General features: G+C 36.1%; 19 protein-coding genes. 9 read left to right on the forward strand and 10 right to left on the reverse strand.

Translation table 11 applies throughout. The features are described from left to right. Window positions 1-46: 46 nt before the first annotated feature. Window positions 47-919 carry a fructosamine kinase family protein gene (locus C0T34_RS09390; protein ID WP_098943144.1) on the forward strand — a complete coding sequence of 291 codons (873 nt, stop codon included), beginning with the start codon at window positions 47-49 and terminating at the stop codon, window positions 917-919. A gap of 134 nt (window positions 920-1,053) precedes the next feature. On the opposite strand, the gene C0T34_RS09395 is transcribed toward C0T34_RS09390, so the two are convergent. Continuing rightward, entirely contained in the window at window positions 1,054-1,593 is a 540-nt protein-coding gene (locus tag C0T34_RS09395; RefSeq protein WP_006537133.1) for a YniB family protein, read from the reverse strand. A 200-nt stretch (window positions 1,594-1,793) separates the two neighbouring features. On the opposite strand from C0T34_RS09395, the gene hxpB reads away from it, so the two are divergent. The 4 genes from hxpB to C0T34_RS09415 all read left to right on the forward strand — a co-directional run bounded on the left by hxpB (window position 1,794) and on the right by C0T34_RS09415 (window position 5,967). Continuing rightward, entirely contained in the window at window positions 1,794-2,462 is a 669-nt protein-coding gene (gene hxpB, locus C0T34_RS09400) for a hexitol phosphatase HxpB (protein ID WP_098943145.1), read from the forward strand. Between the two features lie 310 nt (window positions 2,463-2,772). Next, window positions 2,773-3,339, forward strand: a complete 567-nt coding sequence (locus C0T34_RS09405) for a metal-dependent hydrolase (RefSeq protein ID WP_098943147.1) — start codon at window positions 2,773-2,775, stop codon at window positions 3,337-3,339. 243 nt (window positions 3,340-3,582) lie between these two features. Next, window positions 3,583-4,974, forward strand: a complete 1,392-nt coding sequence (locus tag C0T34_RS09410) for an L-cystine transporter (RefSeq protein WP_109850058.1) — start codon at window positions 3,583-3,585, stop codon at window positions 4,972-4,974. A gap of 129 nt (window positions 4,975-5,103) precedes the next feature. Further along, window positions 5,104-5,967, forward strand: coding sequence for a hypothetical protein (locus C0T34_RS09415; protein ID WP_226892298.1), 864 nt, complete (start codon window positions 5,104-5,106; stop codon window positions 5,965-5,967). 99 nt (window positions 5,968-6,066) lie between these two features. Here C0T34_RS09415 and htpX read toward each other — a convergent pair whose 3' ends face one another. From htpX to C0T34_RS09440, 5 genes are all read right to left on the reverse strand, one after another. Further along, the gene (gene htpX, locus C0T34_RS09420) at window positions 6,067-6,945 is read right to left on the reverse strand and encodes a protease HtpX (RefSeq protein ID WP_075673372.1); all 879 of its coding nucleotides are present in this window, start codon (window positions 6,943-6,945) and stop codon (window positions 6,067-6,069) included. A gap of 408 nt (window positions 6,946-7,353) precedes the next feature. Further along, entirely contained in the window at window positions 7,354-8,706 is a 1,353-nt protein-coding gene (locus C0T34_RS09425) for an OprD family outer membrane porin (protein ID WP_098943150.1), read from the reverse strand. 912 nt (window positions 8,707-9,618) lie between these two features. After that, window positions 9,619-11,679, reverse strand: a complete 2,061-nt coding sequence (prc, locus tag C0T34_RS09430; protein WP_098943152.1) for a carboxy terminal-processing peptidase — start codon at window positions 11,677-11,679, stop codon at window positions 9,619-9,621. 19 nt (window positions 11,680-11,698) lie between these two features. Further along, window positions 11,699-12,394 carry an RNA chaperone ProQ gene (gene proQ, locus C0T34_RS09435; RefSeq protein ID WP_098943154.1) on the reverse strand — a complete coding sequence of 232 codons (696 nt, stop codon included), beginning with the start codon at window positions 12,392-12,394 and terminating at the stop codon, window positions 11,699-11,701. Window positions 12,395-12,489: 95 nt separating this feature from the next. Further along, complete coding sequence (locus C0T34_RS09440) at window positions 12,490-12,987, reverse strand: GAF domain-containing protein (protein WP_098943156.1); 498 nt, start codon at window positions 12,985-12,987, stop codon at window positions 12,490-12,492. Between the two features lie 278 nt (window positions 12,988-13,265). Here C0T34_RS09440 and yebS point away from each other — a divergent pair, with 278 nt between their 5' ends. From yebS to C0T34_RS09455, 3 genes are all read left to right on the forward strand, one after another. After that, the gene (gene yebS / locus C0T34_RS09445; protein WP_098943157.1) at window positions 13,266-14,522 is read left to right on the forward strand and encodes a membrane integrity lipid transport subunit YebS; all 1,257 of its coding nucleotides are present in this window, start codon (window positions 13,266-13,268) and stop codon (window positions 14,520-14,522) included. Then, the gene (locus C0T34_RS09450; protein WP_098943158.1) at window positions 14,464-16,782 is read left to right on the forward strand and encodes an MlaD family protein; all 2,319 of its coding nucleotides are present in this window, start codon (window positions 14,464-14,466) and stop codon (window positions 16,780-16,782) included. Before yebS ends, C0T34_RS09450 begins: the two co-directional genes overlap by 59 nt. 211 nt (window positions 16,783-16,993) lie before the next feature. After that, window positions 16,994-17,236, forward strand: coding sequence for a DUF1480 family protein (locus C0T34_RS09455; RefSeq protein ID WP_075673379.1), 243 nt, complete (start codon window positions 16,994-16,996; stop codon window positions 17,234-17,236). Window positions 17,237-17,540: 304 nt separating this feature from the next. Here C0T34_RS09455 and C0T34_RS09460 read toward each other — a convergent pair whose 3' ends face one another. The 4 genes from C0T34_RS09460 to ftnA form a co-directional block, all read right to left on the reverse strand. Next, window positions 17,541-17,885 carry a YebY family protein gene (locus tag C0T34_RS09460; protein ID WP_098943159.1) on the reverse strand — a complete coding sequence of 115 codons (345 nt, stop codon included), beginning with the start codon at window positions 17,883-17,885 and terminating at the stop codon, window positions 17,541-17,543. A gap of 47 nt (window positions 17,886-17,932) precedes the next feature. Then, entirely contained in the window at window positions 17,933-18,829 is an 897-nt protein-coding gene (gene copD / locus C0T34_RS09465) for a copper homeostasis membrane protein CopD (RefSeq protein WP_098943160.1), read from the reverse strand. Continuing rightward, the gene (gene copC, locus C0T34_RS09470) at window positions 18,829-19,221 is read right to left on the reverse strand and encodes a copper homeostasis periplasmic binding protein CopC (RefSeq protein ID WP_098943161.1); all 393 of its coding nucleotides are present in this window, start codon (window positions 19,219-19,221) and stop codon (window positions 18,829-18,831) included. The genes copD and copC overlap by 1 nt, the downstream gene beginning before the upstream one ends. A gap of 435 nt (window positions 19,222-19,656) precedes the next feature. Then, window positions 19,657-20,160 carry a non-heme ferritin gene (ftnA, locus tag C0T34_RS09475; RefSeq protein ID WP_098943162.1) on the reverse strand — a complete coding sequence of 168 codons (504 nt, stop codon included), beginning with the start codon at window positions 20,158-20,160 and terminating at the stop codon, window positions 19,657-19,659. Window positions 20,161-20,863: 703 nt separating this feature from the next. Between ftnA and C0T34_RS09480 the strand changes: the two genes are divergently transcribed. After that, window positions 20,864-21,298 carry a universal stress protein gene (locus C0T34_RS09480; RefSeq protein ID WP_109850059.1) on the forward strand — a complete coding sequence of 145 codons (435 nt, stop codon included), beginning with the start codon at window positions 20,864-20,866 and terminating at the stop codon, window positions 21,296-21,298. The last annotated feature ends 192 nt before the right edge of the window (window positions 21,299-21,490 follow it).

Below are 21,490 nucleotides of genomic sequence, written 5' to 3' on the forward strand. Positions count from 1 at the left end.
TATTTTATTTGGGTCTACTAAGTAAACAACTTTGCGAGGTGTAAGTATGTGGCAGAATATAGGTCGTTTACTGGAATCAAACTTAGGATTTTCAGCAAAGATAAACGAAAAAATTCACCTTTCTAGTGGCGATATTCATCATACATGGAAAATTTATTATGGTGATACGCCTGTTTTTGTGAAATCCAACTTGCGTGAATTTCTGCCTAATTTTAAAAATGAGGCAGAACAACTCGAAATGTTGGCAAAAAGCCAAACAATTCGAACTCCTCGGGTTCTTGGTATCGGTAATAGTAAAGATGCCAGCTTCCTACTTCTTGAGTTTTTGCCTGTTCAACCATTTACACCTCATAGTGCCTACTGCTTCGGACAACAGCTAGCAAGGCTACATCAGTGGGAAGATCAACCTAGCTATGGCTTTGATTTCGATACCCAAATCGATACCACTCCTCAACTCAATAGCTGGGAAAAACGCTGGAATCACTTTTATTCGGAAAAACGTATTGGCTTTCAGCTACAACTAGCTTCCGAGAAAGGCATGATTTTTGGGGATATCGACGAGATCACTAAAATCATCAATCATCGCCTTGCTGATCATACCCCTCAACCCTCTTTGCTTCACGGTAACTTATGGCCTAAAAACTGTGCTGCAATTGGTCAATCAGAAGGTACGGTGTTTGATCCTGCTTGTTATTGGGGTGATCGAGAGTGTGATATCGCGATGTTACCGCTTTGCACAGCAGTACCTGCAAATATTTTCGATGGCTATCAAAGTGTTTGGCCACTATCAGATAAGTTTTTATCACGTCAGCCTATTTACCAACTCTATTTCTTCCTTAACCGTTGTAACTTATTTGGAGGAGAAGAAAATTATTTAGAAGTTAGAAAAATAATTGACGACCTATTAGCAACACCTTAATAGGAAACGAGTGAAGTCCTGCTGAGATAAGATACATAAACTAAAAGTATAACCTCGCCAGATTCAGTTGTGCGAGGTTTATTTTTCCCTTTAATTAATATAAATGAACCGTCCTCGTTCACTTTAAAACAGTGTTACCATCCTAAGAATTTCATCAAGAAATAGCCTATTGCAATGACAATTAGAGGCGAAAGATAAAGCACCATAATTTGCGTAAATATAGTATGTCGAGGCAATTTGATATTTTGTTGCAATTCCTCAGCTGTCACACCACTTTTCATTGCGCGTTCTATAATCAGCTGATCTTGTATATTTTCCTTCAAATATTTCACTTGGCGGTAAATTCGTAATCCTGATGCACTAAATGCTAAGCCAATAAACATAAAAAGAAAGATAACAAAAAAAGTAATATTTTCTTGGCTAAATCCCATTTGTGTATTGGGAATAGGTGAATTTCGCCAGAAAAAACCTAAGAAAGGTGTATTAAATTGCACCATTTCCGCTAATACACGAAAAAAGTCATTAATTACGGCATTTACACCATCACCACTTGGGCGTTGTATCGCAGCCAATCCTATCAATGATACGGCTGTCGAAATAAAGGCAGGAATAAAAATAAGCCAACCAAGTACACGCTTTAAAATGGCATACAATCCTGCATATTGATAACTCATCACATCCTCACTAAGTAGAATTCGTCAATATTTATCTGTTTATCGTAGTCTAATTAACGGCTAATACGACAATAAATTAATAGTAGCTATTCTCTCTATTTATTTTACACAATAAATAAGAAACTGATTAAAAAGATTTTCCTTGTAACTCTTGCTACAATCGCCACTCGACAACATAGACCTTATTTATGGAGAGTAACATGTCTTTTAAATTCCCTATTGAAGCTGCAATATTTGATATGGATGGTTTATTAATCGACTCTGAACCATTTTGGCAGCAAGCAGAACATGAGGTCTTTGCTGAATTAGGCGTCGATTTATCCCTCGCATCGGCAATGCCCGATATGGTTGGGTTAAGAATAAACGAAGTCATTGATTTATGGTATAGAGCATCACCTTGGCAAGGCATTTCAAAACAAGAAGCAAAACAAAAAATGGTTTCTCGTGTTGTCAAATTGGTTGAAGAAACAAAGCCACTATTACCGGGTGTTGAGCATGCTTTAGAGCTTTGCAAATCATCAGGATTAAAAATTGCACTAGCATCCGCATCTCCTGACTTTATGCTTGAGCGTGTACTTGAGTTGTTTAATATTCGTCATTACTTCTCTGCCGTCGTATCTGCCGATGAATTGCCACACAGCAAACCTCACCCAGAAGTTTATCTAAACGCAGCTAAAGCTCTTAATCTTGATCCTATCCACTGTGTTTCATTAGAAGATTCTCGCAATGGTATGATTGCTTGTAAAGGCGCAAGAATGCGCTCTATCGTTGTACCAGCAACAGAACAATTTAATGATAAACAATGGGGCTTAGCTGATGTAAAAATTGCATCACTCAATGAATTAACGCAACTGCATTTATTGGGCTAATAGCCATAAATAAAAAGGATATCCTGCCTTGTAAGATATCCTTTTTATTCTATTTCTAATGTGCACAACTCTCCTCACTCTTTTTTATCTTTAAGACTTCCACTTGTATATTTCGTTTAATGCTCACTTACCTTTATCTGACTTTTTAGTTTTTTATCCTAAATTCGATCATTTTTAAATCAATCAAATAAAATATTTCTGTTATTCCTTAATATTTAAGACAATTTTTATCTTTTTTGACTGTTAGTTATCGTCAAAACCTTTTATACTTCATTACTGTATAAATGAACAGCAAACGAACAGACATGGAATGACAGCAGAAGGACATCTACTTTTTTCTGTAGCAACACTTGTGTTAGCGCAGAAGCTTGAAATAACGCCAGCTCTTGCTCATGGTGATTGGTTTCACATGATCCCTGCTGTCTTATTGGGCTCGCTTCTACCTGATTTAGATCACCCTGGTTCTATTCTTGGGCGATTATTCCGTATTATCTCTCTACCTCTATCAAAACTCTGTGGTCACCGAGGTTTTACACATAGCTTGCTTGCATTTTGTGGTTTGGCTATTTTGTGGGAAACCCAAGTTTCACCACGTTGGGATATTTCTGCTGATATCTTCCATGCCCTTTTATTGGGCTATCTTAGCCATCTCATTGCCGATATGTTAACTCCCGCTGGTGTTCCTTTCTTGTGGCCTTTAAAAATGCGTTTTGCATTACCTATTTTAGGTAAAAAGAATAATAAAAAAGGAGAGAGATTTATCTCTGTTTTGATCCTTGTTGGCGCACTTTTTTTACCACCTCACCTTACTGTTACCCTGCCTTCGCAAGTCAACAACTGGTTACAGATGTACCACGATAAGCGCACTAATTTTTAACACCCTCTGACAAAACCCTACGTTTCTCTATCTATTTATAAATTCTTACATCTTTTTATGCCTACTCTCCTTGTTTTTATAACCAAACGATTATATAAAATAATAATTAATTATAAAAAGTTATTAACAATCCTGTTACCATATAACGAATTGGTGCTGTTATATCCTTTCTTATTACCTAAGAACTCATATCGCATACAATCGTCGAAATTATATAAATAAAGATCTCGTTGGAGAGTTAAGATGAATTTTCCGTTAATCATTAACGTACTCGTCTTTGTTGTGCTATTACTCATCTTGGCTAAATTAAGTCAACGTCAGTGGAGCCTTTCAAAGAAAGTTCTTGTTGGTTTAGTTTTTGGTGTTGCTTTTGGACTAGCATTACACGCATTCTATGACTCACACGATCCTATTATTAAAGAATCTATTCTTTGGTTTAATATCGTGGGTAATGGCTATGTACAGCTGTTACAAATGATCATTATGCCATTAGTCTTTGCCTCTATTCTTAGTGCCGTAGCTCGATTGCATCAAGCATCATCACTAGGAAAAATTAGTGGCCTCACTATTGGTACACTATTATTCACTACTGCTATTTCTGCCTTAATCGGTATTGTTATTGCTAATTTATTTGGCTTAACAGCAGAAGGCTTAGTGCAAGGTGAACAAGAAGCACAGCGCCTGATTGCGCTTGAACAAAATTATATGGGCAAAGTTTCTGACTTAACGATGCCACAGCTTATTTTGTCATTTATTCCTAAAAATCCATTTGCTGATTTAACAGGTGCCAGCTCAACATCGATTATTAGCGTTGTTATCTTTGCTACTTTCTTAGGTATGGCTGCACTGAAATTACTCAAAGAAGATCAGCCTCGTGGTGAGAAAGTTTTAGTCGCGATTGATTGCTTACAATCATGGATCATGAAGCTAGTTCGTATTGTTATGATGTTAACACCTTACGGTGTAATGGCTCTGATGACCAAAGTTGTTGCAAGCTCAAATATGCACGACATCATTCAATTAGGAAGCTTTGTTGTTGCCTCTTATGTTGCTATTGGCTTAATGTTTGTTGTTCATGGTTTACTGGTGAGCTTTACAGGGTTAAACCCGATTAAATTCTTCAAAAAAGCGGGGCCTTTATTAGCATTTGCATTTACAAGCCGTTCAAGTGCTGCAAGTATTCCGCTAAATATTGAAACACAAATTAAGCGTGTTGGTGTGCCAGAATCTATCGCAAGTTTCTCATCATCTTTTGGTACAACGATTGGTCAAAATGGTTGTGCAGGCATTTACCCTGCGATGTTAGCTGTGATGGTTGCACCTACTGTGGGCATTAACCCATTAGATCCAATGTGGATCGCAACTTTAGTTGCTATTGTGACTGTTAGCTCTGCGGGTGTTGCTGGTGTTGGTGGCGGTGCAACATTTGCGGCTCTTATCGTTTTACCTGCAATGGGCTTACCTGTAACATTAGTTGCTCTGCTAATCTCTGTAGAGCCGTTAATCGATATGGGACGTACTGCATTAAACGTTAGCGGCTCAATGACAGCGGGTACAATCACCAGCCAGATTATGGGACAAACGGACAAAGCTATCTTCAACCAAGATGAAGATACTGAACTTACAGTAAAATAAACTTTATCTGCATCTATTGATAAAGCCAGTTCATTTGAACTGGCTTTTTTTTGTATCTATATTAATTTATATATCTTCTATTTATGCCATTCACCAATATCAATAAAAAACTATAACAAGGTAAAGATCGTGCAAAAAATTATGCGAGTTTTACGTAAACTCTATAAATATGAAAACAGTCAATATGACCCTGAACGCCAAGTCTCACTGTATCAGCTTGATATTCTTTCAGACAAAGAACGAACCTTGTTATCTGAGGTCAATTGGCAACCTAATATCATAGAAAGATTTGCTGATCACACTGATGTTATTTCAAAATTAAATAGCTTAAAAAACAATCCATCACTCACCCCAAAGCGTTGCTTAGATGCTTTTGTTGCTGGTGTCGGAGGCAGTTACCTTAGAGGTCGCTCTGTTCTAGGTGCTTTTCATAAATTACAAAATTTGCCATTACATGATTATGAAGAAAAACCTCAATATGCCTGCTGTTGGGTTTGTAGTGATGGTGATCAGCAAAAACATATTAATGACAGCCATTTTCAATATTGCCTCTATTACGGTAATTCTTATACAGGCAATTCCTCTTACGCTTACTTGAATTTAAAACATCTACTCACTGTCGCGCCTGTTAGCCCAACACTAGCAGATAAAGAAATCTTCAAGCAATTACTCCAGTTATTACGCCATGCACCTGAAGATGAAACACCGGGTAAATTTGAAAAGCGGTTAAATGAGACTAAATTAATTTCTGGTGATAGATATACCAAACGAGGTATTTTGCACTCACTTGCCTTAATTGGTGTTATTCCTAATGCCTATATTCCATTATCTTTGGATCATTGGGCTAATTTCGGCGATATTACCATTGCAGAAAATCAACTTAATAACACCAAAGGTCGCTCTGATATGGAAATGCCGTGGGCGGGCTGGAAAGGTAATCTGAAAATTGATGAAGAAAAAGTGGCGATATACTTTGGCAAGTATTTAGATTAAAGATCCTGCTCTTTATAATCTGTTCTTTATAAATAGAAAGCGCCCAATACTTTCATATCGAGCGCTTTCATTTGAGAGTTCGCGATTAAACTTTCAACTTTATTTCAAATACTCACCGTTACGTAGTGCTTCAATACGCTTATCTAATGGTGGGTGAGATAAAAATAGCTCGCTGAATGACTTATTACGGCCATTAATACAGAAAGCCATCATGCTGCTCTCTTCTTGTGGTTCGTAACTTGTTTTCAAACGTTGCAATGCAGCTATCATTTTCTCACGACCAACAAGTTTTGCAGAGCCAGCATCTGCATGGAATTCGCGATAACGTGAGAACCACATTGTAATAATACTGGCAAGAATACCGAATACGATTTCCAGAACCATTGAAACCCCCATATATACCCACGGGTTTCCATTGCTACTTTCGCTCTCTTCATCATTAGAGATAAAGTTAGCAACGAATTGGGCAATGATACGAGAAATGAAGATAACGAAAGTATTCACAACACCTTGTAGCAAGGTCATGGTTATCATATCACCATTAGCAACGTGGCTAATTTCGTGAGCAATAACTGCTTCTGCTTCGTCACGGCTCATACTGGCTAACAAACCGGTACTCACAGCCACCAGCGATGCATCACGACGAGCACCTGTCGCAAACGCATTAATATCAGGCGCATCATAAATAGCCACTTGTGGCATTTTAATACCGACTTGTTCAGATTGGCGTCTTACTGTATCTAATAACCAGCGCTCTACTTCTGAAGTTGGGTTTTCGATGACTTGACCACCCACTGAACGTAATGCCATCCATTTTGACATTAATAGTGAAATAAATGCACCACCAAAGCCAAATAAGCCCGCCATGATCATCAAGCCTTGAACACTACGACCTTGTATACCTGTTAAAGATAAGATGATCCCAAAAACAAACATAACGGCTAAGTTTGTTAACAGGAATAATGCAATTCTCATCATATTGATACTGTTCCTATTTTATCTAATTATCACATTGCAAAAACTGTCTTATAAATAAGGCTTTTTTAGATTTTATCAAGCCCTTTAACTTATTTAATATTAAAAACGATATAACTTTACATTTTGATAAAAAAAATAGCCAGTGAACACCCAATATTAGGCATCATTAAAAATTTAAGTATAAAGTGAGATTGATAATAGATGATGTGATTTTTCTGTGTTGTCGAACGGAAGGATTAATTTAGGAACGGTTTGTATCGTTTAATATAGTGCCAATGGGTTTATGTTTATCATAAAAACCATAACTCACGCGACACAAACAACGGTAGAACAACTACCTCTATATTTTTATGCACGACTTACAAAGTATGCAAGTCGTGCATCTGATATAAGCAATAACGCTATAAATTACATTTTGAAACGATATGTAGTTGTCATAGAGCCTGATAATGAGTGAGCTCGTTGTGAGTGACCATCATAAAGTTTTGGTGTGGTATAGTCGTTTTCTTGCTGGTGGTGCCAGCCGATACCACCGCTTAAGGAAACAGACAGATTTGCTGTTGGTTTCCAGTAGCTAAATAAACCAAACTGTCCTTGTTTTAATCTTTCACCAGAATAGCTGAATTCACTATAGTTAGTACGTGCGCCAACAGACAGTTCTTTGCTAACTCTGTATTCAGCTTCTAATGCACCCATAACCTCACCATCACGTACATAGTCGATATCTGCGTAAGCTGGTGAGTTAAAGCGTCCACGGGTATTACCAATTGGGTTACGAGCGAATTGACCAACACCATTAGCTTTTTCAGCATCGGTATAAGTCACACCTGTACGTAATGTCCATGGTGACTCTGGAATACGCCATTCCATAGTACCTGCAAAGTGCCATGCATCATTATCAAAATTACGTTTCCCCTTGTTGGCATCACTTAATGTACGTTTACCATCACTACCGTAATCGTGATAATAAACAACACCACCAATAGTCACATCTGAGGTTAATTTATATTTTGCTTCTAAACCGTGCTGACGGAATACATCATCCGCTTGACCATAGAAATAAAATACTTTTAACGGTTTGGAGTTGTAGTTAATACCACCAGTAAGAACATGGTCGATATTATGTCTAACGCCATTACCATCACTGAAATACATTCTGTCGATATTTGGGCTATCACGACGCATTACTTTACCGTCAAGGAACAGTAAATCTAAGTTCCAGTCACCCAGTGCTGTATTGGTTGCATAACCATTGTAGCTGTTTAATGATAGACGTTGTGAGTTAGTGAAGATACCTGTATTTTTCAGAGTAAACCAACCTGCTTTACCATTAATCATTACAGGATCTAAATCGAATTTCACTTTTGCAAAACGCTGACCAATTTTGTTATAGCCTTTTGCTTCGCCATCATCATTAAATAAGATTGCACGAGAGGCGAAGTCTTTACTTGCGCCTAATTTGATACCACCATAATAAGAGACATCAAATCCGAGAATACCACCTAAATAACCTGATCTGAAATCAGCTTGGAAGTTTTGACCCCAAGCATTGGCAACTTGTTTTCTGTAACGCTGCTCTTCTTTATCAAAACGGTTTTCAGTTTTTAAGTATTTCCACATATTAATTGTAGAAAGCTCAAGCTCAGAATCTGAAATCAATGCATTTTCTTTAATTGAGTTTTCCCAATTTGCAGCATTAGCAGCGTCCACCGCTAAAAAACAAGGAGACAGCATAAACAATACTAATTTTTTTACTTTCATCTTAATGCAACCTGGTTAATAAATATTTGAATTAAGTTATGCTGACTTATATTCAGCAAGTTTAATAAAGCACTATTTCTTTATTTAGCTAAAAAATAACCTTTGATTAAATTTATAGTTGCATTAATTTCAAGCAATAGAGTCATTTTTTGGCATAAAAAATCCAATATGGATATCTCACCATATTTATATTTACTTATTTTTTCGTAATAAAATTCTATAAGCAAATAGTAGATTATTTGCCTTTAGTCATTATCTCTTACGTAGAGAACCTTACTCTAAAAATATATATTTCAGTTATGACATTTTATTCTAAAAATACATTTTGAACTCATAGAATAAAGATAACTCATCATTTAGGTAAGATTTTAGCTAACGCGTCAATATCCCCAAAATGACGCAAATATTTCATAATCTGTATACTATAGTAATCTTATGTCAATTTAAGAGATCATTGTCACAACATGTTACATTTATTGCAATATACATGCCATTAAATGAGATCTTAATCACAATAAATAACCACTTTATCTTTTTATTCCCCATATAAGAAAAGAAACTCATTTTTTATCTAAAAATCAACCTAGCATTCTCTCTTATAGCTTACAAAGTTATTCAAGATATATTTCGAATTAAAAATTAAGTTACATAAAGTTAAATTTAAATATCCATTTATTAATAATTATTTATATTACTGGTAACTTAATATAGTGAATAACTAAAAATATGAATGATCCCATCTAATAAGATATTATGGCTCTCTTAAAAAGAGTTTTTGATGGAATGCCTGATAAACATTGATTAGCAATGATAATTTTATATCTCGATTAATATAAATATAAAAACCCCCCAGCAATTGGTTATCCAATTATTGGGGGGTTGCTTTAAGTATCCGTTGTTATAACTGATAACTTAATTTAATAATTTCTTAGGTTTAAGCACTTTTGAGAGATCAACTGCAATTTTAGCAGTTTCATCTAAATAAGGATCTGGACCCTCATAATCCTTAGGCAAATCATCGAGTGATTTCAACGCAGGCTTACCCTCTAATTTAAAACGCTCATTTATGCGGTTTAATTTAATGGCTTCTAGCTCTTTGTTTTCTTTCTCTCTTTCAGTGAAGTTTAAGATAACAAATTTATCTTCACCTTTTGCTTTCGCATCGTTATAACGCTGAATATCAGCAAAGATGTATGAAAACTCTCGGTCATTTGCAATGCGCTTAGTATGTTGTTCAGTTAATGGTGCGAACGCCGCTTTTAGCTTGTCTGAATACTCAGATAGCTGATAGCTTGCTGGAGAAATACTATCCCAAGGCAATGCATTATCTTCAAAACTTTCACCCATTTCAGCACTATCAAAGCTTGGCAACAATAAATCAGGTGTTACCCCTTTGAGTTGAGTACTACCACCATTAATTCGATAGAATTTTTGAATAGTGTATTGCACTGAACCTAAACCAGGCCAATCAGGGCTTAGCATTTGATCGTAAACACGGGTTAATGGGCGATATTGCTGAACCGTTCCTTTACCGAACGTTTGTTCCCCCACAATTAATGCTCGTCCGTAGTCTTGCATTGCAGCAGCAAAAATTTCAGAGGCAGAAGCACTAAAGCGATTTACGATAACAACTAGTGGCCCTTTATAATAAACCACATCATCTTTATCGAAATCTTGTCGTACACGACCATTGTTATCTCTGACTTGCACAACAGGACCACTTGGAATAAATAATCCTGACAGTGAAATCGCCTCTGTTAACGCTCCACCGCCGTTACCACGCAAATCAATAACCAAAGATGAAACATTATCTTTCGCCACTTTTTGCAACTGTGTTTTCACATCATTGGTTAAACCAACATAGAAGCTTGGAATATCCAAAATTGCAACTTTATCACCATTAATGACTTTTTCAGTTAGCTTAACAGCTCTGTCTTCTAAACGGATTTGCTCTCTGACTAAAGTGATTGTTCTTGGTTTAGCGCCTTTCTCATCAGAGATAACCTCTAATTTTACTTGGCTACCTTTCGGCCCTTTAATCAAAGCAACAATATCATCAAGTCGCCAGCCAACAACATCGACCATTGGCTTGTTTTGTTGCCCTACTGCAATAATTTTATCGCCAACTTTCAACTCTTTGCTTTTTGCAGCCGGACCACCAGTTACCATAGAGTTGATCATTGGGTAATCATCATCCATCTGCAATACAGCGCCAATACCTTCTAAAGAAAGACTCATCTCAGAGTCAAAAGCTTCTGTATTTCTTGGTGATAGATAACTTGTATGAGGGTCAATTTCGCGAGCAAATGCTGACATAATGACTTGGAAAACGTCTTCGCTTTGGCTTTGTGTTTGACGACGTAACGCAGCTTTATAACGCTTAGTTAGTGTCTCTTTAACTTCGCTATCTGTTTTTTCAGATAGTTTCAGCGTTAGCCAATCATATTTTACTTTTTCATCCCAAAGTTTATCTAGCTCAGCTTGAGTTTGTGGCCATGGTGCTTTTGTTCTATCTAACTCAAACTTATCTTGGCCAGTTAAATCCATAGGTTTATCTAGGCGGTTTAAAGCATATTGAAAACGTTCAAAACGTCTTTTTTGCGCTAAATTAAAGAGATCATAAAGGGGCTGAAGCTCACCCTTCTTCAGATATTCACCTACTTTGGTTTTTTCTTTATCAAATTGGGCGATATCTGATGCTAGCAACACATTGTGGCTATAATCTAATAAATTAAGATAGCGATTAAAAATCTTTTCAGAAAAGCTCGCGTCTAGCGAGAACTGACGGTAATGAGAGCGTTCAAAACGAGAGGTTACTCGCTCGCTCACAGTAGAATGTTGTGGCTCTTGCTTTAATTCGGGTAACTGATCAATAGTTACCATTGCTGGAGTGGCTGGTTTCTCAGCCATCACAACAGAAGTGCCTGTTAACGTTAATCCGATTGCAAAAGCCACATTTAAAAGTTTGTTCATGCTCTGGTTGGCCTCCGTATCAGAACTTTAAATGTTCCGTGCGTACATTCATTGCCAAACCGTTAGGCAATTGTACACGTACACCCTCTTTCGCTATCTCTAGCACCGTCGCGTCCATCACGCTGCTACCAACGTTAACTTTCAGCGATTGACCAACAGTAAGAACTGAGGTGTCTTTCACTGGAACTAACTTTTCGGTATTTTGGCGTGCTGGTGCTTTACGAGGTGCTTGAGTCGCTTTTTGAGGACGAGGCTGTCGTTTTTCACCCTCTTTAGGTGGCTGACGACGCATATTGTTTGGCTTTTTCGCTGCCGGACGTTTGCTGGTCTCCTTATCACCTTCAGCTTCACGCTTCTTAGCACGTTGTTCTGCTCTTTGAGCTTGAACGCGCGCTTTAGCTTCTGCTAATTGTGTACGAGCATGTTCAATATGCTCAGCTTCCAGTTCGCCGCAGTCATTACCATTCAAATCGACACGTTTTGCCCCTTCTTTAACTCCATAAAGGTAGCGCCAACTTGAGGTATACAAGCGTAATGCCGAACGTAACTGTGTTTTACTCAGTTGAGTTTCATCTTTTAGATCTTCAACAAGATCTTGAAAAATGCCAACTTTCAAAGGGCGAGCTTCGCCCTCAGCGATAAAACACTTAGGGAAACGTTCAGCTAAAAAAGCGATGATTTCTTTACTACTATTCAACTTAGGTTGATTTTCCATGAAATTTCCTGATTACAACGGTTTTGCCAACCAGCGCAGGCATGAACAAGCGACATTATAATAGTGTTGCCAACAATTTCTATGGCAAACGCCTGTTAACTTACACAAAATTCACAATATTTTGCTGTATGACAAGTTTTTAAATGCTCGCAGAGCACGTCACACAACGCTTTAAGCCCATTTTCATCTTTTTTATCAAAACGATCAAAAATAGGACTATCAATATCGAGAACGCCGATAATTTGTCCATTTACTTCTAAAGGTAGAACAATTTCAGACTGACTTGCACTATCACAAGCAATATGACCACTAAATTGGTGAACGTCACTTACTCTTAAAATTTTGTTTTCAGAGTATGCAGTTCCACAAACTCCTTTCCCAAAACCTATTCTGACACAAGCAATTTTGCCTTGAAATGGGCCAAGGACTAATGAATCACCATCATTAAGGTAAAACCCAACCCAATTAATTGTATCTAACTTCTCGTAAAGAAGAGCGCTGGTATTAGCAAGTGATGCAATAAGATCATTTTCACCAGACAACAAGGCTGACAAATTATCAGTGAGTTCCTGATAAAAAAGCGATTTTGGCATCATTAAACCCTATTTGTGTAACTAAAATAGATAACATACTCGTAATTTAGCCTATTTTATCTTGAGGTTGAATACTCCATTTTCAAGAATTGGGTAAAAAAACGATAATATCCCCTTAACACCCACAAAAAAAATCAGACACTTAGTAATGTAAAATGAAAGGCATAAATATAATAAAAATGATAACTTGTGAACCATTGAGTATAGGTACTTTTTTTTAGCTTAATCAAACGATAACTCTTAAGAAAACCAACTTAAGCGAATTAACGAGCAACATAGTGAACAATATCGCAACAAAGGAAAAGAAATCAATACACTGTCAGGAGTGTGATCACCTCGTGACACTCCCTCTCACATTAAAACGTGGAGAGGATGCTTATTGCCCTCGTTGCCAAGCAAAACTTGCATCTTATCGATATTGGTCATTAACTCGTCTACTTATACTATCTATTACAATGCTTATTTTGGCATCAATAGCATTTACTCAGCCACTGATTAAAATCCATCTATTAGGCACAATGATAACGGCGAATGTACTTGACGGTATTCGCATGATGTCAGAGCAAGGTTCTCCTCTTACGGCAACGATGGTAGCCTTTTGTGCTATTGCTGCACCGCTTAGCCTCCCCATCGCTATTTTATATCTCCATTTAGGATCTCGCTTACGCCTTAATCTTCGCCCAGTCTTATTGATGTTAGGGAAATTGAAAGAGTGGGTAATGTTAGATGTCTATTTAATTGGACTTGGTGTTGCAACAATAAAATTAGGCGATTATGCAACTGTCTATATTGGCAATGGCTTAATTGCTTTTGTTTCTTTAATGATACTCAGCTTATTAATGCTAATTAACATTAATATGGACCAACTTTGGCAACGCTTTTACCCACAAAAAGAGATAGAAAAAAGCCCTGCAACTTGCCATGCTTGTCACTATCATTTTAAAAAAATGCCATCAACGCGCTGCCCACGTTGTAAATCTTGTTATACCCCAAGACAGCCAATGAGTTTACAAAAAACATGGGCGGCATTAATTTCAGCAATAATTTTACTAATACCTGCAAATTTATTGCCTATCTCTATCTTCTATTTAAACGGTCAACGTAGTGAAGACACTATTTTTTCAGGTGTACTTTCCTTAGTGAATTCAGGCAATACACCAATTGCGATTATTGTTTTTATTGCCAGTGTTTTTGTGCCTTTTTTCAAAATTATTATTATGTTGGGCTTATTATTAAGCATTCATATTAATTCTCGTATTGACCCTCTACTACGAATGAAACTATACCGTTTTGTCTCTTGGATAGGACGATGGTCAATGCTTGATCTCTTTGTGATTGGACTGATGATGTCATTGATTAATCGAGATCAACTGATGACTTTCACAATGGGGCCAGCGGCTTTTTATTTTGGTACTGCGGTTATTCTTACTATCCTTGCCGTTGAATGGTTGGATAGTCGTTTACTATGGGATACTTATGCAACAAGAAGAAAACGACGTTCAGGACACACAAGCCCAAATACGCCGCAAGCGTAAAATTTCGACATTTTGGCTACTCCCTGTTATCGCCATTTTTATTGCTAGTTGGTTGCTTTTCCAACATTGGCAAGATAAAGGCGTACAAATCACGATTGATTTTCAATCGGCATCAGGAATTGTCTCTGGCAGAACACCTATTCGCTATCAAGGTGTTGATGTGGGTCTTGTTAAAGATGTCACTTTAAGCGATGACTTACGTCGAGTTATTGTTACGGCTGATATCCGCAAAGATCTCGCAACCGCATTGCGCAAGAACACACAGTTTTGGTTAGTTACACCGAAAGCCAGCCTTTCCGGTGTATCTGGGTTAGATGCCTTAGTTGGTGGTAACTATATCAGTATGTTGCCGGGTGACGGTGAAAAGCAGTTTAAATTTATTGCTCAAGAAGTCCGCCCTCAAGCTAATATCGATAAAAATCAGCAATTAATTACTTTGACAGCAGATAAACTGGGATCACTCAATGTTGACTCTCAAGTTTATTATCGCCAAGTTCCTGTTGGTAAAGTGTATAGCTATGCAATTCGCCCCGATAATCAGGGTATTTTTATTGAACTTAGTATCGATAAACAATATGCCCACTTAATACGTCAAGATAGCCATTTCTGGAACGTCTCTGGCTTTCAAGGTAATTTCAATTTAAAAAGTGGCGTGTCTGTAAAAATGGAAAGTGTTTCTGCTTTAATCAATGGCGCAATTGCTTTTGATTCACCGGAAAACAGCCCTCCAGCACAAGAAAACCAGCAATTCGTTTTACAATCAGCTACCTCTGTAGATGCAGGTAAAGCAATATATGGTGAAGATGGATTAATTATTTCTCTAACCAGTGAAGAAAGCTGGGGAGTCGATGCAGGGCAACCTATTCTTTTCAGAGGAATTTCTATTGGCCAAATCATTCAGCGTAATATGAGTGATGATGGGGTTATTTTTGATGCAATTATTGCCCCTGAATATAAGCATTATATTTATGAAAATAGTAAATTTGTTGCCAATAGCCGAATCAACGTCAATATGGGTCTAAATGGTATTGAAGTTCAAGGTGCAACACCTCAAGAATGGCTTGAGGGAGGTATTCACCTTATTCAAGGTACTAAAGGGGCACCTAAAGAACAGTATCGCCTTTACCGTAACGACTTCTTTGCGAAAGCCAGTGTTAATGGTAATGAATTACCCGTGACACTCACTTTAAAAGCATCAAGCCTTCCGGGTATCCAAAAAGGTTCAGTGGTTCTTTATCATCAATTCCAAGTCGGTGAAATTACTGATGTTCGGCCTTTAATGGATGAATTTGATATTGATGTTTATATTTCTAAACAATATCGCCATCTACTCACGGAAAAGAGTGTCTTCTGGACTGAAGGGGCTGCTAAAGTATCTGTTAATGGCTCAGGGTTAACTGTTGAAGCAACACCATTAAATCGTGCATTAAAAGGCGCGATCAGTTTTGATAACTTCGAAAATATCAATAATAACGTTTCACGTTACAAACTCTACCCATCAGAAACTAGTGCTCGAGCTATCGGTGCACAAATTACGCTAAAAACATACGATGCAAGTAAACTCTCTGAAGGAATGCCTATTCGTTATTTAGGAATTGATATTGGTCAAGTCGAATCATTAATCCTTTCGCCAGATAGAAAAGCGGTAACTGTATCAGCAGTTCTCTACCCTGATTATGTCAAAACCTTTGCGAGATCTGGCAGTCGTTTTGCTGTTGTTACTCCTGAATTAACAGCATCAGGGTTAGATAACTTAGATTCACTTATTCAACCTTATATTAAAGCAGAGCCTGGTAATGGTGGCGTATATCGTCAATTTGAATTGCAAACATCCAATATTACAGACTCACGCTATCTCGATGGATTAAATCTTGTGTTAAATGCCACAGAGGCAGGTTCAGTACAAATTGGTACCCCAATTTACTATCGCGGTCTTGAGGTCGGTGCCGTGACAGGTCTTGAACTAGGAAACATGTCAGACAGAGTATTAATTCACATCCGTATTAGTAAAAAATACCAATACCTTGTTCGAAATAATACAGAGTTTTGGCTTTCATCAGGATATAACTTCTCATTTGGTTTAACAGGCGGTGTTATTCGTAGTGGTACATTCAAGCAATTTATACGTGGAGGGATCACTTTTGCAACACCACCTTCCACACCATTACAAGTGAAAGCAAAACAGGAACAGAATTTCATTTTAAATGATAAAGAACCCAAGGATTGGGATGAATGGGGAACGGCAATACCTAAACCTTAAAAATTAGATAATTCTGCCCTACTTCAGATAATTTATTTAAAGCGGATCACAAAAAATGATCCGCTTTTTTTATTTCAAAAAAATATTTTGGAAACATATTCCATTTATACTATGCTTAATTTTGTTTGGTCAAAAAGCATTCTTAAAAATAAATGCTACCAATAAAACACAATGGAACACAACACGACATCGCTTAAACCGGAGCTCTATTATGAAAAAGACAACGTTGAAAATTGCTTGCTATGAAATTGAAGATATTACTTTGAAACACTCTTCCGATAACCAATTAACTTATATTCATATTCCATGTGATTATGACAAAGAGTTTTGCATGCAATTAGACGGATGGGATGAAAACACAAGTATTCCAGCCCAATTGAAAGATAAAAATATTCTGCTTTATCGCCATGCTTATGATAAAGATAGCCACCACTGGATCTTAAAAGTGGCATAATGAGATGCTAAAGCGAAATAAAAAAAGCCAGATAAATCATTTATCTGGCTTAGGGAAATGGCTCATTGCGAGCCGTGCGCTAAAAAGTAATTGCTGATTACTGCATAAACAAAAAATCGAGGACTAACTCAGACTTTTCTATCTCACAACCTACTGTTAAATATTAGCTAACAATATGTAAAGATCCAGTAAACAACCTAGTAGCACACTATTTTCTATTCAAAAAATTATCACTCTTAATTTTTATCATTTAAATCAATGCGATAAAAATAAAAAATTCTTATCCATATTATTAATCACTTGATTAATTATTCTCGCAGAGCGACTTAATCGCATTTTGTATCACTTCTACTGATTTTTTCTTTTCAGGTATATTCGGATCTGGCAGTAAAATAACATCAATTAACTGTGCTTTTACTTTTCCACTTTCCATTTGTTCCATTGCAATTTCATTAAGTGGATATTGCACCAGTGTTGCTGGGTTAATTACAAACCAAGCACCATCAGCACGACAATTAAGCATCACCTCTTCTCGTGTAAATGGCCAGTCGTCACCAAATTGAAGCTTACTGACAGTTGAAATAGGTGCTGCCGAGAATGCTTGAAAAGAAAATAGTATTAACATTCCTGCTAATAAAAAACGTTTCATGTGGATATCTCATTTAAGAAATTAGGTTTTTTCGATTATATAACAATCTATACAGGTGAGTTAATCGCAAAGATGGCGACAGTAAAAATAACCATTGTTCCAAGTAACAGTTCAAACCAACTATTCACTAGTAACCATTGAAAATTATTTTTCTTACGGATATGAGGAACTAAAACATAACGATTGATTACAGCTAGACCAAGCATTAACACCACTAAACTAATTTTAAGCCATAACATACTTTGATATTCAGATGATAATTGTATTGCTGGCCATCCTGGAATTAACATTACGGCACTAATAACACCAGTAATTGTAACCAATAAAACGGCAATATGACCAAAAAGTGAAAACCGCTTCATGGTACCAATAATAGGTTTGATCATCCCGTCTGCAAGCTCGTCTTTATTCCGCAAAAACTGTAAACAAGCGACAAATGGCCATAAACCACCAAACCAATACGCAGCACTGATAAGATGAATGCTTTGATTAATCTTATAAAATATCGCTTCTGATCCTGTAAACATTGCACCATGACCAATAGATGCATGTAAGATCAACATAATCGAAGCAACAATTAATAGAGAGAAATTACGAACATAGCGTTGATGTATAAATAAAACAGCTAATGCAATGGTTGCCAACACTAATTGCCATTGCCAAACTTGACCAAATGAAGTACCTAATACTGCTTTCCATACTTCAAATGACCAAGCATCCTCCCATCCATCGCCCATAATACCTGATTGTACAGCCATCCATAGATAAGTTGTAATAAAGACAGTGACAGTACTAATGGCTAATGCAGGACGCAAACGAACTTGAATAAGAGGGATGAACTTATCTTTTGCAAGAATGGCAGCCGAAAAGCTCAGTCCGAACATAAACATGACTGCCACGAAATGGAAAAAACGGCATAAAATATAAACGTCTTCAGGTGTCATTATTTTACACTAAATTGATAAGAACCTTTTGTCTTGTGCCCATCAACAGAAACAACGTTCCAATTAACTAAATAGTTACCTTCTGCTAAATCACTTTCTAAAGGCAATAACAATTTAGTATTGTTAACAGGGTCTAAACTCAATTTTCCTACAGTAATTTCTTTACCTTCGCTATTAGTGACTTTGATTTTGCTAAAGGCTAATTCAATACCTTCAGAAAAGTCTAGCGTAATCACTTTAGGCGCTTGCGCTTGTTCAATAGCTGCACCTTCCGCAGGTAACTGTGATTTTAAGTGTGCGTGTGCTAATGCTTGTTGGTATGACATACCAAGGAATAACACAGCAATAGCCGATAATTTACCCCAAGATGTCTTAAGTGTATTTAATGACATAATAACCTCTTAAATTACAGGTGATTTTTTTATTTATGAAAATATTTTATAGCAAATTTACGCCAAGATCTCCGCTTCTTGATATTAGAAATAAAAGGTTGTGAACTAGCACTCAAAATATATGTTATTTAGACCAGTTTCTGTTTCAAATATCACCCATTTTTACACTTCGAAAAAATATAATACCCATATTGACAGTCTAAACAGTTCAATACATAACCGAATACAACTAAAAGTAAAATAAATACCTTGTATAAATAACAATCAAAAAGAATTTTTAGGATAAAAAACACGCAAACGAAAGTGAGGAAGAGATAAAAAATAGGAATAAGGATGGAGCTAATGCAGAAGAATAAAAAAACGCCCTGCTATTCATTTACAGCAGAGCGCAATAATTCATTTATTAACTTCAGTTATCTAAAGCTTTATTACTAATTAAACATGTGCAGATGTTGATAATGTGCTCAGATCTTTATCTAACAAGAATAAAGCCTTACCACTGTCACCAACCATTGCTAATTTATCTAGGATTGATTTGAATAATTTCTCTTCTTCATGCTGTTCTGCAACATACCATTGTAAGAAATTAAACGTTGAATAATCCTGAGTCGTCATTGCAACATGCGCTAATTTATTAATCTCAGATGTAATATGTTTTTCATGTTCATAAGTTTTAACGAACAATTCAGATAATGATGAGAACTCAGCTGGTGGAGCTTCAATCGCACCAAGTAAAGGCATTGCACCTGTATCACTTAAGTAATCAAATAAACGGTGCATATGTTCCATTTCTTCACGAGAATGTGCTTTTAAAAATTTAGCTGCACCATCAAATCCTTTATCATCGCACCAAGCACTCATTTGCAAATAAAGATTTGCTGAATAAAACTCTAAATTTAGCTGTTCATTCAATTTATTGATCATATCTTGATGTAACATATTTTACGTCCTTTGCGATGAAAATTAACATTATGGATATTATGCACACTTAAAAATAAAAATATAGCTATTTAAATATAGTTTTTGTTTATTTTTTTCAATAAATTAACTGTAATAAAAATAAAAACCAATCTCATTTGTAATATGCCTTCTCTCTTTTTTAATGATAAATAGTACTTATTATCATTAAGAGTGAACACATATTTAATTATTATCATAAAAACAATATAACACATTGAAATATAAAAACATAATATTCACTCTTGAATTTTAACCTTAACTTTCATATTTATTAATTTTTTCTTTAGTATCCGAAATCCCTGTATTAAAGCTAAATACAAATTATATTTCATCCATTAAAGAATATTCAAAAAAAGATTTAGAATATATCAGAAAATATATGCTAATTGATATCTATAATAATTATTATTAGAAAAATAAAGTATCCGTTCCATTGCTTTTTATCACTACCCTTTTGCTATAATTTCTATTTGATATTGCTACACATTTATTGGTTCAGACCGCAGTTTTTTTCACTTTTTTTCATATAAAAAAACACATAACTCTCAAAAAATAAAAATAATTTCAATTTTTGTGCAGTTTTTCATTTTGACTGATAAGATTAGTAGGTAACTCATATTTGTATGCACAAAAAATTAATATTAAAGCCCTAATCATAATAAAAGGTTAATTAGGAGCCACTATGACAAAAACAGTGTTAGTACCCGTTGATTTTACAGAGCTTGGTTTATTGGACAAGGTTGTGTCTCATCTAAAAGCATTGTCTGTCGCTGACAAATTGAATATTCATTTTTTATCAGTCATTCCAAGTTATGAGTCTTTTGTCGGATTTGCATTCGCAGGCCAAGATAGACTAGCTAGTGACAAACAACGTATTGAAATCGCATTATCCACGCTAAAAGAAAATTTATCGCACATTGATATTCCCAATAGTACTACTCAATTTTATGTGTCTATAGGTAATCCTCGTGATAAAATTTTAGAAACCGCAAAAAAAATTCAAGCAGAACTGATTGTCATTGGTTCTCGTAATCCTGGGATGAAAACTTATCTTCTAGGTTCTACCGCATCTTCCGTGGTCAGTTACGCAGAATCATCTGTATTAATCGTGCGTTAATTACCCACCCCCTGCTTTTATAAGAAATCTGGTATTCGTCATAAGCCAGATTTCTTATTCTTTTCACCATAAAATCCATTCAAAATAATATTTTATTTTATCACTCTTATTTTTAAGAGTGGTAATTAAAAATATATTCTGAAGCAATAAGATAATTATTAAAAAAAACAAAAGTGCATTCTCTTTAATACC

It is taken from the genome of Proteus sp. CA142267 (assembly GCF_003336825.1).
In the GTDB taxonomy this organism is placed as follows: Bacteria; Pseudomonadota; Gammaproteobacteria; order Enterobacterales; family Enterobacteriaceae; genus Proteus; species Proteus terrae.